Raw genomic sequence first — 16,877 nt, 5'->3', positions numbered from 1 at the left:
TTGTGGGCCCCATGCTTAAAACGGCGTTTAAGATATTAGGAGGATTTTTTAGATGAAGAAGTATTTTCAATTTGAGGAGCTGGGCACCAATTACCGCCGCGAGATTATTGGCGGGTTAACAACCTTCCTGTCCATGGCGTATATCTTATTTGTCAATCCGCTGACATTATCCCTAGCGTCAGTGCCTGATTTCCCAAATGAGCTTAGAATGGATCAGGGTGCCGTATTTACAGCTACAGCTCTTGCAGCTGCAATCGGGTCCCTGCTGATGGGGCTGATAGCGAGATATCCGATTGCACTTGCGCCGGGTATGGGATTAAATGCTTTCTTTGCTTTCACTGTTGTTCTTACGATGGGTATTCCTTGGCAGACTGCCCTTATCAGGGGTACTTGTTTCCGGATTGATCTTTATTATTTTAACAACTTCAGGTCTTCGTGAAAAAATTATCAACTCCATTCCGGAAGAATTGAAACACGCAGTTGGAGCAGGTATCGGATTATTCATCACTTTTGTCGGTTTTCAAAATGCAGGCATCATCACAAATAATGATGCAGTGCTAGTGGGTCTTGGGAATCTGAAGGACGGAAATGCACTGCTTGCTATTTTTGGGGTTTTCATCACAGTCATCTTTATGGTTAAACGCATTAATGGCGGAATCTTCTATGGAATGATCCTTACAGCAATTATGGGCATGATCTTTCAATTAATTGATGTGCCGACTCAAGTAGTAGGAGCTGTTCCGAGTCTTGAGCCAACGTTTGGAGCAGCGTTCCAAAATCTTGATCAGCTGCTTACGCTTCAAATGCTTGTGGTCATTCTGACATTCCTGTTTGCGGACTTCTTTGACACGGCAGGCACTCTTGTAGCTGTTGCCAATCAGGCTGGCCTGATTAAAGAAAACAAGCTGCCAAGAGCAAGCAAAGCATTATTTGCCGATTCAGCAGCAACAGTAATCGGTTCTATTTTAGGTACATCTACTACTACGTCTTATATCGAATCTTCTGCGGGTGTAGCAGCAGGCGCGAGAACAGGATTTGCTTCCGTCGTAACAGCTGTTCTGTTCTTGCTTGCTCTGTTCTTCTCGCCGCTGCTGAGTGTCATCACGGCGCCAGTTACAGCTCCTGCATTAATTATAGTAGGTATTCTCATGGTTTCTTCTCTTGGGAAAATTGACTGGAACCGATTTGAGATGGCTGTTCCGGCTTTCTTGACAATAATCGCAATGCCGTTAACCTACAGCATCGCAACTGGAATTGCCATCGGGTTCATCTTCTATCCGGTTACGATGATTGTAAAAGGAAAAGCAAAAGAGATTCATCCAATTATGTATGGATTGTTCATCATCTTTATTCTCTACTTCGTCTTTTTGGCAGGATAATAACGATATGAAAAAAAGAGGTGCTTCGGCATCTCTTTTTTTGTTGACTTTAGCTTAATAGGTTGGTATTCTATCTTTTGTGCCTTTTAAGAGCGCCTTTCAGATAAATCAATGACCTTTTTTAAAAACGTTGACTCTCTTAAGTTATCGTGGTATATTATTATTTGTTGTCGCAAACAAACGACAAAATGAAATGAAAAAAGTTGTTGACTTTATTAATCTAGTATATTATGATTGGAAAGTTGCACTTAAAGCAAATGATCTTTGAAAACTAAACAAAACCAAAAGCGTACCAAACGTTTTAAATTTTTGAAGTCAGCAACAAATTGAGTCACAAATTTTCTTCGGAGAGTTTGATCCTGGCTCAGGACGAACGCTGGCGGCGTGCCTAATACATGCAAGTCGAGCGGACCTCTTAGGAGGTCAGCGGCGGACGGGTGAGTAACACGTGGGCAACCTGCCTGTAAGACTGGGATAACTCCGGGAAACCGGAGCTAATACCGGATAGTATCTTGAACCGCATGGTTCAAGCTGGAAAGACGGTTTCGGCTGTCACTTACAGATGGGCCCGCGGCGCATTAGCTAGTTGGTGAGGTAATGGCTCACCAAGGCAACGATGCGTAGCCGACCTGAGAGGGTGATCGGCCACACTGGGACTGAGACACGGCCCAGACTCCTACGGGAGGCAGCAGTAGGGAATCTTCCGCAATGGACGAAAGTCTGACGGAGCAACGCCGCGTGAGTGATGAAGGTTTTCGGATCGTAAAACTCTGTTGTTAGGGAAGAACAAGTGCGAGAGTAACTGCTCGCACCTTGACGGTACCTAACCAGAAAGCCACGGCTAACTACGTGCCAGCAGCCGCGGTAATACGTAGGTGGCAAGCGTTGTCCGGAATTATTGGGCGTAAAGCGCGCGCAGGCGGTTTCTTAAGTCTGATGTGAAAGCCCCCGGCTCAACCGGGGAGGGTCATTGGAAACTGGGAAACTTGAGTGCAGAAGAGGAGAGTGGAATTCCACGTGTAGCGGTGAAATGCGTAGAGATGTGGAGGAACACCAGTGGCGAAGGCGACTCTCTGGTCTGTAACTGACGCTGAGGCGCGAAAGCGTGGGGAGCGAACAGGATTAGATACCCTGGTAGTCCACGCCGTAAACGATGAGTGCTAAGTGTTAGAGGGTTTCCGCCCTTTAGTGCTGCAGCTAACGCATTAAGCACTCCGCCTGGGGAGTACGGTCGCAAGACTGAAACTCAAAGGAATTGACGGGGGCCCGCACAAGCGGTGGAGCATGTGGTTTAATTCGAAGCAACGCGAAGAACCTTACCAGGTCTTGACATCCTTTGCTACTTCTAGAGATAGAAGGTTCCCCTTCGGGGGACAAAGTGACAGGTGGTGCATGGTTGTCGTCAGCTCGTGTCGTGAGATGTTGGGTTAAGTCCCGCAACGAGCGCAACCCTTGATCTTAGTTGCCAGCATTCAGTTGGGCACTCTAAGGTGACTGCCGGTGACAAACCGGAGGAAGGTGGGGATGACGTCAAATCATCATGCCCCTTATGACCTGGGCTACACACGTGCTACAATGGATGGTACAAAGGGCTGCGAGACCGCGAGGTTTAGCCAATCCCATAAAACCATTCTCAGTTCGGATTGCAGGCTGCAACTCGCCTGCATGAAGCTGGAATCGCTAGTAATCGCGGATCAGCATGCCGCGGTGAATACGTTCCCGGGCCTTGTACACACCGCCCGTCACACCACGAGAGTTTGCAACACCCGAAGTCGGTGGGGTAACCGCAAGGAGCCAGCCGCCTAAGGTGGGGTAGATGATTGGGGTGAAGTCGTAACAAGGTAGCCGTATCGGAAGGTGCGGCTGGATCACCTCCTTTCTAAGGATATATGAGGACGCTTTTGGTTTTTGTTTAGTTTTGAGAGATCATTCTCTCTATGATGGAAGACAAATCAACTGATTTGTCAGTTGTTCTTTGAAAACTAGATAACGTAATTGATAACAAGTAATTCACTGAGATTTACGCTTACCATAATTAGTGATTTTCTAGACATTTATGTCTAAACAAACAACGAAATGCGAAACGCATCTGATGATGCGATTGACCATTTAGGTTAAGTTATGAAGGGCGCACGGTGGATGCCTTGGCACTAGGAGCCGATGAAGGACGGGACTAACACCGATATGCTTTGGGGAGCTGTAAGTAAGCTTTGATCCAGAGATTTCCGAATGGGGAAACCCACTGTTCGTAATGGAACAGTATCTTTATCTGAATACATAGGATAATGAAGGCAGACCCGGGGAACTGAAACATCTAAGTACCCGGAGGAAGAGAAAGCAAACGCGATTTCCCAAGTAGCGGCGAGCGAAACGGAATTAGCCCAAACCAAGAGGCTTGCCTCTTGGGGTTGTAGGACACTCTATACGGAGTTACAAAGGAACGGGGTAGATGAAGCGACCTGGAAAGGTCCGTCAGAGAAGGTAATAACCCTGTAGTCGAAACTTCGTTCCCTCCAGAGTGGATCCTGAGTACGGCGGGACACGAGAAATCCCGTCGGAAGCAGGGAGGACCATCTCCCAAGGCTAAATACTCCCTAGTGACCGATAGTGAACCAGTACCGTGAGGGAAAGGTGAAAAGCACCCCGGAAGGGGAGTGAAAAGATCCTGAAACCGTGTGCTTACAAGTAGTCAGAGCCCGTTAATGGGTGATGGCGTGCCTTTTGTAGAATGAACCGGCGAGTTACGATCCCGTGCAAGGTTAAGTTGATGAGACGGAGCCGCAGCGAAAGCGAGTCTGAATAGGGCGTTTTAGTACGTGGTCGTAGACCCGAAACCAGGTGATCTACCCATGTCCAGGGTGAAGTTCAGGTAACACTGAATGGAGGCCCGAACCCACGCACGTTGAAAAGTGCGGGGATGAGGTGTGGGTAGCGGAGAAATTCCAATCGAACCTGGAGATAGCTGGTTCTCTCCGAAATAGCTTTAGGGCTAGCCTCAAGTATGAGAGTCTTGGAGGTAGAGCACTGATTGGACTAGGGGCCCTCATCGGGTTACCGAATTCAGTCAAACTCCGAATGCCAAAGACTTGCTCCTTGGGAGTCAGACTGCGAGTGATAAGATCCGTAGTCAAGAGGGAAACAGCCCAGACCACCAGCTAAGGTCCCAAAGTATACGTTAAGTGGAAAAGGATGTGGAGTTGCTTAGACAACCAGGATGTTGGCTTAGAAGCAGCCACCATTTAAAGAGTGCGTAATAGCTCACTGGTCGAGTGACTCTGCGCCGAAAATGTACCGGGGCTAAACGTATCACCGAAGCTGTGGACTGTTCTTACGAACAGTGGTAGGAGAGCGTTCTAAGGGCGTTGAAGCTAGACCGTAAGGACTGGTGGAGCGCTTAGAAGTGAGAATGCCGGTATGAGTAGCGAAAGAGGGGTGAGAATCCCCTCCACCGAATGCCTAAGGTTTCCTGAGGAAGGCTCGTCCGCTCAGGGTTAGTCGGGACCTAAGCCGAGGCCGAAAGGCGTAGGCGATGGACAACAGGTTGATATTCCTGTACCACCTCCTCACCATTTGAGCAATGGGGGGACGCAGGAGGATAGGGCAAGCGCGCTGTTGGATATGCGCGTCCAAGCAGTTAGGCTGAGAAGTAGGCAAATCCGCTTCTCATATAAGGCTGAGCTGTGATGGCGAGGGAAATTTAGTACCGAAGTTCCTGATTCCACACTGCCAAGAAAAGCCTCTAGCGAGGTGAGAGGTGCCCGTACCGCAAACCGACACAGGTAGGCGAGGAGAGAATCCTAAGGTGAGCGAGAGAACTCTCGTTAAGGAACTCGGCAAAATGACCCCGTAACTTCGGGAGAAGGGGTGCTTTTTAGGGTTCATAGCCCTGAAAAGCCGCAGTGAATAGGCCCAGGCGACTGTTTAGCAAAAACACAGGTCTCTGCGAAGCCGCAAGGCGAAGTATAGGGGCTGACGCCTGCCCGGTGCTGGAAGGTTAAGAGGAGAGGTTAGCGCAAGCGAAGCTTTGAATTGAAGCCCCAGTAAACGGCGGCCGTAACTATAACGGTCCTAAGGTAGCGAAATTCCTTGTCGGGTAAGTTCCGACCCGCACGAAAGGCGTAACGATCTGGGCACTGTCTCAACGAGAGACTCGGTGAAATTATAGTACCTGTGAAGATGCAGGTTACCCGCGACAGGACGGAAAGACCCCGTGGAGCTTTACTGTAGCCTGATATTGAATTTTGGTACAGCTTGTACAGGATAGGTAGGAGCCTTGGAAGCCGGAGCGCCAGCTTCGGTGGAGGCATTGGTGGGATACTACCCTTGCTGTATTGAAATTCTAACCCACAGCCCTGATCGGGCTGGGAGACAGTGTCAGGTGGGCAGTTTGACTGGGGCGGTCGCCTCCTAAAATGTAACGGAGGCGCCCAAAGGTTCCCTCAGAATGGTTGGAAATCATTCGCAGAGTGTAAAGGCACAAGGGAGCTTGACTGCGAGACCTACAAGTCGAGCAGGGACGAAAGTCGGGCTTAGTGATCCGGTGGTTCCGCATGGAAGGGCCATCGCTCAACGGATAAAAGCTACCCCGGGGATAACAGGCTTATCTCCCCCAAGAGTCCACATCGACGGGGAGGTTTGGCACCTCGATGTCGGCTCATCGCATCCTGGGGCTGTAGTCGGTCCCAAGGGTTGGGCTGTTCGCCCATTAAAGCGGTACGCGAGCTGGGTTCAGAACGTCGTGAGACAGTTCGGTCCCTATCCGTCGTGGGCGCAGGAAATTTGAGAGGAGCTGTCCTTAGTACGAGAGGACCGGGATGGACGCACCGCTGGTGTACCAGTTGTCTTGCCAAAGGCATCGCTGGGTAGCTATGTGCGGAAGGGATAAGTGCTGAAAGCATCTAAGCATGAAGCCCCCCTCAAGATGAGATTTCCCATCACGCAAGTGAGTAAGAACCCTGAAAGATGATCAGGTTGATAGGTCTGAGGTGGAAGCGCGGTGACGTGTGGAGCTGACAGATACTAATCGTTCGAGGACTTAACCACAGTCTAATAAAGTGTATAACCTAAGTGAAACTTGTTATCAAACGTTATTTAGTTTTGAAAGAATAACATTCTTTCTTCAATTGCATATTGTCTGGTGATGATGGCAAAGAGGTCACACCCGTTCCCATGCCGAACACGGAAGTTAAGCTCTTTAGCGCCGATGGTAGTTGGGGGTTTCCCCCTGTGAGAGTAGGACGTTGCCAGGCTGTAGCAAATGATGGCGAGCAGCTTTTGCTGTAAGTGATCTGCGGTTCATTCCGCTAAGCTATTATTTTTTTAAAAAAAGTTGTTGACTTTATTAATCTAGTATATTATGATTAGAAAGTTACACTTAAAGCAAATGATCTTTGAAAACTAAACAAAACCAAAAGCGTACCAAACGTTTTAAATTTTTGAAGTCAGCAACAAATTGAGTCACAAATTTTCTTCGGAGAGTTTGATCCTGGCTCAGGACGAACGCTGGCGGCGTGCCTAATACATGCAAGTCGAGCGGACCTCTTAGGAGGTCAGCGGCGGACGGGTGAGTAACACGTGGGCAACCTGCCTGTAAGACTGGGATAACTCCGGGAAACCGGAGCTAATACCGGATAGTATCTTGAACCGCATGGTTCAAGTTGGAAAGACGGTTTCGGCTGTCACTTACAGATGGGCCCGCGGCGCATTAGCTAGTTGGTGAGGTAATGGCTCACCAAGGCAACGATGCGTAGCCGACCTGAGAGGGTGATCGGCCACACTGGGACTGAGACACGGCCCAGACTCCTACGGGAGGCAGCAGTAGGGAATCTTCCGCAATGGACGAAAGTCTGACGGAGCAACGCCGCGTGAGTGATGAAGGTTTTCGGATCGTAAAACTCTGTTGTTAGGGAAGAACAAGTGCGAGAGTAACTGCTCGCACCTTGACGGTACCTAACCAGAAAGCCACGGCTAACTACGTGCCAGCAGCCGCGGTAATACGTAGGTGGCAAGCGTTGTCCGGAATTATTGGGCGTAAAGCGCGCGCAGGCGGTTTCTTAAGTCTGATGTGAAAGCCCCCGGCTCAACCGGGGAGGGTCATTGGAAACTGGGAAACTTGAGTGCAGAAGAGGAGAGTGGAATTCCACGTGTAGCGGTGAAATGCGTAGAGATGTGGAGGAACACCAGTGGCGAAGGCGACTCTCTGGTCTGTAACTGACGCTGAGGCGCGAAAGCGTGGGGAGCGAACAGGATTAGATACCCTGGTAGTCCACGCCGTAAACGATGAGTGCTAAGTGTTAGAGGGTTTCCGCCCTTTAGTGCTGCAGCTAACGCATTAAGCACTCCGCCTGGGGAGTACGGTCGCAAGACTGAAACTCAAAGGAATTGACGGGGGCCCGCACAAGCGGTGGAGCATGTGGTTTAATTCGAAGCAACGCGAAGAACCTTACCAGGTCTTGACATCCTTTGCTACTTCTAGAGATAGAAGGTTCCCCTTCGGGGGACAAAGTGACAGGTGGTGCATGGTTGTCGTCAGCTCGTGTCGTGAGATGTTGGGTTAAGTCCCGCAACGAGCGCAACCCTTGATCTTAGTTGCCAGCATTCAGTTGGGCACTCTAAGGTGACTGCCGGTGACAAACCGGAGGAAGGTGGGGATGACGTCAAATCATCATGCCCCTTATGACCTGGGCTACACACGTGCTACAATGGATGGTACAAAGGGCTGCGAGACCGCGAGGTTTAGCCAATCCCATAAAACCATTCTCAGTTCGGATTGCAGGCTGCAACTCGCCTGCATGAAGCTGGAATCGCTAGTAATCGCGGATCAGCATGCCGCGGTGAATACGTTCCCGGGCCTTGTACACACCGCCCGTCACACCACGAGAGTTTGCAACACCCGAAGTCGGTGGGGTAACCGCAAGGAGCCAGCCGCCTAAGGTGGGGTAGATGATTGGGGTGAAGTCGTAACAAGGTAGCCGTATCGGAAGGTGCGGCTGGATCACCTCCTTTCTAAGGATATATGAGGACGCTTTTGGTTTTTGTTTAGTTTTGAGAGATCATTCTCTCTATGATAGAAGACAAATCAACTGATTTGTCAGTTGTTCTTTGAAAACTAGATAACGTAATTGATAACAAGTAATTCACTGAGATTTACGCTTACCATAATTAGTGATTTTCTAGACATTTATGTCTAAACAAACAACGAAATGCGAAACGCATCTGATGATGCGATTGACCATTTAGGTTAAGTTATGAAGGGCGCACGGTGGATGCCTTGGCACTAGGAGCCGATGAAGGACGGGACTAACACCGATATGCTTTGGGGAGCTGTAAGTAAGCTTTGATCCAGAGATTTCCGAATGGGGAAACCCACTGTTCGTAATGGAACAGTATCTTTATCTGAATACATAGGATAATGAAGGCAGACCCGGGGAACTGAAACATCTAAGTACCCGGAGGAAGAGAAAGCAAACGCGATTTCCCAAGTAGCGGCGAGCGAAACGGAATTAGCCCAAACCAAGAGGCTTGCCTCTTGGGGTTGTAGGACACTCTATACGGAGTTACAAAGGAACGGGGTAGATGAAGCGACCTGGAAAGGTCCGTCAGAGAAGGTAATAACCCTGTAGTCGAAACTTCGTTCCCTCCAGAGTGGATCCTGAGTACGGCGGGACACGAGAAATCCCGTCGGAAGCAGGGAGGACCATCTCCCAAGGCTAAATACTCCCTAGTGACCGATAGTGAACCAGTACCGTGAGGGAAAGGTGAAAAGCACCCCGGAAGGGGAGTGAAAAGATCCTGAAACCGTGTGCTTACAAGTAGTCAGAGCCCGTTAATGGGTGATGGCGTGCCTTTTGTAGAATGAACCGGCGAGTTACGATCCCGTGCAAGGTTAAGTTGATGAGACGGAGCCGCAGCGAAAGCGAGTCTGAATAGGGCGTTTCAGTACGTGGTCGTAGACCCGAAACCAGGTGATCTACCCATGTCCAGGGTGAAGTTCAGGTAACACTGAATGGAGGCCCGAACCCACGCACGTTGAAAAGTGCGGGGATGAGGTGTGGGTAGCGGAGAAATTCCAATCGAACCTGGAGATAGCTGGTTCTCTCCGAAATAGCTTTAGGGCTAGCCTCAAGTATGAGAGTCTTGGAGGTAGAGCACTGATTGGACTAGGGGCCCTCATCGGGTTACCGAATTCAGTCAAACTCCGAATGCCAAAGACTTGCTCCTTGGGAGTCAGACTGCGAGTGATAAGATCCGTAGTCAAGAGGGAAACAGCCCAGACCACCAGCTAAGGTCCCAAAGTATACGTTAAGTGGAAAAGGATGTGGAGTTGCTTAGACAACCAGGATGTTGGCTTAGAAGCAGCCACCATTTAAAGAGTGCGTAATAGCTCACTGGTCGAGTGACTCTGCGCCGAAAATGTACCGGGGCTAAACGTATCACCGAAGCTGTGGACTGTTCTTACGAACAGTGGTAGGAGAGCGTTCTAAGGGCGTTGAAGCTAGACCGTAAGGACTGGTGGAGCGCTTAGAAGTGAGAATGCCGGTATGAGTAGCGAAAGAGGGGTGAGAATCCCCTCCACCGAATGCCTAAGGTTTCCTGAGGAAGGCTCGTCCGCTCAGGGTTAGTCGGGACCTAAGCCGAGGCCGAAAGGCGTAGGCGATGGACAACAGGTTGATATTCCTGTACCACCTCCTCACCATTTGAGCAATGGGGGGACGCAGGAGGATAGGGCAAGCGCGCTGTTGGATATGCGCGTCCAAGCAGTTAGGCTGAGAAGTAGGCAAATCCGCTTCTCATTAAGGCTGAGCTGTGATGGCGAGGGAAATTTAGTACCGAAGTTCCTGATTCCACACTGCCAAGAAAAGCCTCTAGCGAGGTGAGAGGTGCCCGTACCGCAAACCGACACAGGTAGGCGAGGAGAGAATCCTAAGGTGAGCGAGAGAACTCTCGTTAAGGAACTCGGCAAAATGACCCCGTAACTTCGGGAGAAGGGGTGCTTTTTAGGGTTCATAGCCCTGAAAAGCCGCAGTGAATAGGCCCAGGCGACTGTTTAGCAAAAACACAGGTCTCTGCGAAGCCGCAAGGCGAAGTATAGGGGCTGACGCCTGCCCGGTGCTGGAAGGTTAAGAGGAGAGGTTAGCGCAAGCGAAGCTTTGAATTGAAGCCCCAGTAAACGGCGGCCGTAACTATAACGGTCCTAAGGTAGCGAAATTCCTTGTCGGGTAAGTTCCGACCCGCACGAAAGGCGTAACGATCTGGGCACTGTCTCAACGAGAGACTCGGTGAAATTATAGTACCTGTGAAGATGCAGGTTACCCGCGACAGGACGGAAAGACCCCGTGGAGCTTTACTGTAGCCTGATATTGAATTTTGGTACAGCTTGTACAGGATAGGTAGGAGCCTTGGAAGCCGGAGCGCCAGCTTCGGTGGAGGCATTGGTGGGATACTACCCTTGCTGTATTGAAATTCTAACCCACAGCCCTGATCGGGCTGGGAGACAGTGTCAGGTGGGCAGTTTGACTGGGGCGGTCGCCTCCTAAAATGTAACGGAGGCGCCCAAAGGTTCCCTCAGAATGGTTGGAAATCATTCGCAGAGTGTAAAGGCACAAGGGAGCTTGACTGCGAGACCTACAAGTCGAGCAGGGACGAAAGTCGGGCTTAGTGATCCGGTGGTTCCGCATGGAAGGGCCATCGCTCAACGGATAAAAGCTACCCCGGGGATAACAGGCTTATCTCCCCCAAGAGTCCACATCGACGGGGAGGTTTGGCACCTCGATGTCGGCTCATCGCATCCTGGGGCTGTAGTCGGTCCCAAGGGTTGGGCTGTTCGCCCATTAAAGCGGTACGCGAGCTGGGTTCAGAACGTCGTGAGACAGTTCGGTCCCTATCCGTCGTGGGCGCAGGAAATTTGAGAGGAGCTGTCCTTAGTACGAGAGGACCGGGATGGACGCACCGCTGGTGTACCAGTTGTCTTGCCAAAGGCATCGCTGGGTAGCTATGTGCGGAAGGGATAAGTGCTGAAAGCATCTAAGCATGAAGCCCCCCTCAAGATGAGATTTCCCATCACGCAAGTGAGTAAGAACCCTGAAAGATGATCAGGTTGATAGGTCTGAGGTGGAAGCGCGGTGACGTGTGGAGCTGACAGATACTAATCGTTCGAGGACTTAACCACAGTCTAATATGTGTAAATGTAAGTGAATCTTGTTATCAAACGTTATTTAGTTTTGAAAGAATAACATTCTTTCTAATCAATTGCATATTGTCTGGTGATGATGGCAAAGAGGTCACACCCGTTCCCATGCCGAACACGGAAGTTAAGCTCTTTAGCGCCGATGGTAGTTGGGGGTTTCCCCCTGTGAGAGTAGGACGTTGCCAGGCTGTAGCAAATGATGGCGAGCAGCTTTTGCTGTAAGTGATCTGCGGTTCATTCCGCTAAGCTATTATTTTTTTAAAAAAAGTTGTTGACTTTATTAATCTAGTATATTATGATTAGAAAGTTACACTTAAAGCAAATGATCTTTGAAAACTAAACAAAACCAAAAGCGTACCAAACGTTTTAAATTTTTGAAGTCAGCAACAAATTGAGTCACAAATTTTCTTCGGAGAGTTTGATCCTGGCTCAGGACGAACGCTGGCGGCGTGCCTAATACATGCAAGTCGAGCGGACCTCTTAGGAGGTCAGCGGCGGACGGGTGAGTAACACGTGGGCAACCTGCCTGTAAGACTGGGATAACTCCGGGAAACCGGAGCTAATACCGGATAGTATCTTGAACCGCATGGTTCAATTTGGAAAGACGGTTTCGGCTGTCACTTACAGATGGGCCCGCGGCGCATTAGCTAGTTGGTGAGGTAATGGCTCACCAAGGCAACGATGCGTAGCCGACCTGAGAGGGTGATCGGCCACACTGGGACTGAGACACGGCCCAGACTCCTACGGGAGGCAGCAGTAGGGAATCTTCCGCAATGGACGAAAGTCTGACGGAGCAACGCCGCGTGAGTGATGAAGGTTTTCGGATCGTAAAACTCTGTTGTTAGGGAAGAACAAGTGCGAGAGTAACTGCTCGCACCTTGACGGTACCTAACCAGAAAGCCACGGCTAACTACGTGCCAGCAGCCGCGGTAATACGTAGGTGGCAAGCGTTGTCCGGAATTATTGGGCGTAAAGCGCGCGCAGGCGGTTTCTTAAGTCTGATGTGAAAGCCCCCGGCTCAACCGGGGAGGGTCATTGGAAACTGGGAAACTTGAGTGCAGAAGAGGAGAGTGGAATTCCACGTGTAGCGGTGAAATGCGTAGAGATGTGGAGGAACACCAGTGGCGAAGGCGACTCTCTGGTCTGTAACTGACGCTGAGGCGCGAAAGCGTGGGGAGCGAACAGGATTAGATACCCTGGTAGTCCACGCCGTAAACGATGAGTGCTAAGTGTTAGAGGGTTTCCGCCCTTTAGTGCTGCAGCTAACGCATTAAGCACTCCGCCTGGGGAGTACGGTCGCAAGACTGAAACTCAAAGGAATTGACGGGGGCCCGCACAAGCGGTGGAGCATGTGGTTTAATTCGAAGCAACGCGAAGAACCTTACCAGGTCTTGACATCCTTTGCTACTTCTAGAGATAGAAGGTTCCCCTTCGGGGGACAAAGTGACAGGTGGTGCATGGTTGTCGTCAGCTCGTGTCGTGAGATGTTGGGTTAAGTCCCGCAACGAGCGCAACCCTTGATCTTAGTTGCCAGCATTCAGTTGGGCACTCTAAGGTGACTGCCGGTGACAAACCGGAGGAAGGTGGGGATGACGTCAAATCATCATGCCCCTTATGACCTGGGCTACACACGTGCTACAATGGATGGTACAAAGGGCTGCGAGACCGCGAGGTTTAGCCAATCCCATAAAACCATTCTCAGTTCGGATTGCAGGCTGCAACTCGCCTGCATGAAGCTGGAATCGCTAGTAATCGCGGATCAGCATGCCGCGGTGAATACGTTCCCGGGCCTTGTACACACCGCCCGTCACACCACGAGAGTTTGCAACACCCGAAGTCGGTGGGGTAACCGCAAGGAGCCAGCCGCCTAAGGTGGGGTAGATGATTGGGGTGAAGTCGTAACAAGGTAGCCGTATCGGAAGGTGCGGCTGGATCACCTCCTTTCTAAGGATATATGAGGACGCTTTTGGTTTTTGTTTAGTTTTGAGAGATCATTCTCTCTATGATGGAAGACAAATCAACTGATTTGTCAGTTGTTCTTTGAAAACTAGATAACGTAATTGATAACAAGTAATTCACTGAGATTTACGCTTACCATAATTAGTGATTTTCTAGACATTTATGTCTAAACAAACAACGAAATGCGAAACGCATCTGATGATGCGATTGACCATTTAGGTTAAGTTATGAAGGGCGCACGGTGGATGCCTTGGCACTAGGAGCCGATGAAGGACGGGACTAACACCGATATGCTTTGGGGAGCTGTAAGTAAGCTTTGATCCAGAGATTTCCGAATGGGGAAACCCACTGTTCGTAATGGAACAGTATCTTTATCTGAATACATAGGATAATGAAGGCAGACCCGGGGAACTGAAACATCTAAGTACCCGGAGGAAGAGAAAGCAAACGCGATTTCCCAAGTAGCGGCGAGCGAAACGGAATTAGCCCAAACCAAGAGGCTTGCCTCTTGGGGTTGTAGGACACTCTATACGGAGTTACAAAGGAACGGGGTAGATGAAGCGACCTGGAAAGGTCCGTCAGAGAAGGTAATAACCCTGTAGTCGAAACTTCGTTCCCTCCAGAGTGGATCCTGAGTACGGCGGGACACGAGAAATCCCGTCGGAAGCAGGGAGGACCATCTCCCAAGGCTAAATACTCCCTAGTGACCGATAGTGAACCAGTACCGTGAGGGAAAGGTGAAAAGCACCCCGGAAGGGGAGTGAAAAGATCCTGAAACCGTGTGCTTACAAGTAGTCAGAGCCCGTTAATGGGTGATGGCGTGCCTTTTGTAGAATGAACCGGCGAGTTACGATCCCGTGCAAGGTTAAGTTGATGAGACGGAGCCGCAGCGAAAGCGAGTCTGAATAGGGCGTTTTAGTACGTGGTCGTAGACCCGAAACCAGGTGATCTACCCATGTCCAGGGTGAAGTTCAGGTAACACTGAATGGAGGCCCGAACCCACGCACGTTGAAAAGTGCGGGGATGAGGTGTGGGTAGCGGAGAAATTCCAATCGAACCTGGAGATAGCTGGTTCTCTCCGAAATAGCTTTAGGGCTAGCCTCAAGTATGAGAGTCTTGGAGGTAGAGCACTGATTGGACTAGGGGCCCTCATCGGGTTACCGAATTCAGTCAAACTCCGAATGCCAAAGACTTGCTCCTTGGGAGTCAGACTGCGAGTGATAAGATCCGTAGTCAAGAGGGAAACAGCCCAGACCACCAGCTAAGGTCCCAAAGTATACGTTAAGTGGAAAAGGATGTGGAGTTGCTTAGACAACCAGGATGTTGGCTTAGAAGCAGCCACCATTTAAAGAGTGCGTAATAGCTCACTGGTCGAGTGACTCTGCGCCGAAAATGTACCGGGGCTAAACGTATCACCGAAGCTGTGGACTGTTCTTACGAACAGTGGTAGGAGAGCGTTCTAAGGGCGTTGAAGCTAGACCGTAAGGACTGGTGGAGCGCTTAGAAGTGAGAATGCCGGTATGAGTAGCGAAAGAGGGGTGAGAATCCCCTCCACCGAATGCCTAAGGTTTCCTGAGGAAGGCTCGTCCGCTCAGGGTTAGTCGGGACCTAAGCCGAGGCCGAAAGGCGTAGGCGATGGACAACAGGTTGATATTCCTGTACCACCTCCTCACCATTTGAGCAATGGGGGGACGCAGGAGGATAGGGCAAGCGCGCTGTTGGATATGCGCGTCCAAGCAGTTAGGCTGAGAAGTAGGCAAATCCGCTTCTCATATAAGGCTGAGCTGTGATGGCGAGGGAAATTTAGTACCGAAGTTCCTGATTCCACACTGCCAAGAAAAGCCTCTAGCGAGGTGAGAGGTGCCCGTACCGCAAACCGACACAGGTAGGCGAGGAGAGAATCCTAAGGTGAGCGAGAGAACTCTCGTTAAGGAACTCGGCAAAATGACCCCGTAACTTCGGGAGAAGGGGTGCTTTTTAGGGTTCATAGCCCTGAAAAGCCGCAGTGAATAGGCCCAGGCGACTGTTTAGCAAAAACACAGGTCTCTGCGAAGCCGCAAGGCGAAGTATAGGGGCTGACGCCTGCCCGGTGCTGGAAGGTTAAGAGGAGAGGTTAGCGCAAGCGAAGCTTTGAATTGAAGCCCCAGTAAACGGCGGCCGTAACTATAACGGTCCTAAGGTAGCGAAATTCCTTGTCGGGTAAGTTCCGACCCGCACGAAAGGCGTAACGATCTGGGCACTGTCTCAACGAGAGACTCGGTGAAATTATAGTACCTGTGAAGATGCAGGTTACCCGCGACAGGACGGAAAGACCCCGTGGAGCTTTACTGTAGCCTGATATTGAATTTTGGTACAGCTTGTACAGGATAGGTAGGAGCCTTGGAAGCCGGAGCGCCAGCTTCGGTGGAGGCATTGGTGGGATACTACCCTTGCTGTATTGAAATTCTAACCCACAGCCCTGATCGGGCTGGGAGACAGTGTCAGGTGGGCAGTTTGACTGGGGCGGTCGCCTCCTAAAATGTAACGGAGGCGCCCAAAGGTTCCCTCAGAATGGTTGGAAATCATTCGCAGAGTGTAAAGGCACAAGGGAGCTTGACTGCGAGACCTACAAGTCGAGCAGGGACGAAAGTCGGGCTTAGTGATCCGGTGGTTCCGCATGGAAGGGCCATCGCTCAACGGATAAAAGCTACCCCGGGGATAACAGGCTTATCTCCCCCAAGAGTCCACATCGACGGGGAGGTTTGGCACCTCGATGTCGGCTCATCGCATCCTGGGGCTGTAGTCGGTCCCAAGGGTTGGGCTGTTCGCCCATTAAAGCGGTACGCGAGCTGGGTTCAGAACGTCGTGAGACAGTTCGGTCCCTATCCGTCGTGGGCGCAGGAAATTTGAGAGGAGCTGTCCTTAGTACGAGAGGACCGGGATGGACGCACCGCTGGTGTACCAGTTGTCTTGCCAAAGGCATCGCTGGGTAGCTATGTGCGGAAGGGATAAGTGCTGAAAGCATCTAAGCATGAAGCCCCCCTCAAGATGAGATTTCCCATCACGCAAGTGAGTAAGAACCCTGAAAGATGATCAGGTTGATAGGTCTGAGGTGGAAGCGCGGTGACGTGTGGAGCTGACAGATACTAATCGTTCGAGGACTTAACCACAGTCTAATATGTGTAAATGTAAGTGAATCTTGTTATCAAACGTTATTTAGTTTTGAAAGAATAACATTCTTTCTAATCAATTGCATATTGTCTGGTGATGATGGCAAAGAGGTCACACCCGTTCCCATGCCGAACACGGAAGTTAAGCTCTTTAGCGCCGATGGTAGTTGGGGGTTTCCCCCTGTGAGAGTAGGACGTTGCCAG

At 50.4% G+C, this 16,877-nt stretch carries 9 rRNA genes and 1 pseudogene; all 10 read left to right on the top strand.

Annotated features, from left to right (window positions below):
- Positions 1 to 52 precede the first annotated feature (52 nt).
- Positions 53 to 1,379 (top strand): annotated as a pseudogene (locus QFZ72_RS00050) (NCS2 family permease).
- Positions 1,380 to 1,720: 341 nt separating this feature from the next.
- Positions 1,721 to 3,258, top strand: a 16S ribosomal RNA gene (locus tag QFZ72_RS00045).
- Between the two features lie 233 nt (positions 3,259 to 3,491).
- Positions 3,492 to 6,422: ribosomal RNA gene (locus QFZ72_RS00040) — 23S ribosomal RNA — on the top strand.
- Positions 6,423 to 6,512: 90 nt separating this feature from the next.
- Positions 6,513 to 6,628, top strand: a 5S ribosomal RNA gene (gene rrf / locus QFZ72_RS00035).
- Positions 6,629 to 6,846: 218 nt separating this feature from the next.
- Positions 6,847 to 8,384, top strand: a 16S ribosomal RNA gene (locus tag QFZ72_RS00030).
- A 233-nt stretch (positions 8,385 to 8,617) separates the two neighbouring features.
- Positions 8,618 to 11,547, top strand: a 23S ribosomal RNA gene (locus tag QFZ72_RS00025).
- Between the two features lie 90 nt (positions 11,548 to 11,637).
- Positions 11,638 to 11,753 (top strand): 5S ribosomal RNA (gene rrf, locus QFZ72_RS00020).
- 218 nt (positions 11,754 to 11,971) lie between these two features.
- A 16S ribosomal RNA gene (locus tag QFZ72_RS00015) occupies positions 11,972 to 13,509 on the top strand.
- 233 nt (positions 13,510 to 13,742) lie between these two features.
- Positions 13,743 to 16,673: ribosomal RNA gene (locus QFZ72_RS00010) — 23S ribosomal RNA — on the top strand.
- Positions 16,674 to 16,763: 90 nt separating this feature from the next.
- A 5S ribosomal RNA gene (rrf, locus tag QFZ72_RS00005) occupies positions 16,764 to 16,877 on the top strand; the annotation flags it as partial.

The sequence above is a fragment of the Bacillus sp. V2I10 genome (assembly GCF_030817055.1).
In the GTDB taxonomy this organism is placed as follows: Bacteria; Bacillota; Bacilli; order Bacillales; family Bacillaceae; genus Bacillus_P.
This window is presented reverse-complemented; position numbering and strand designations above follow the sequence as displayed.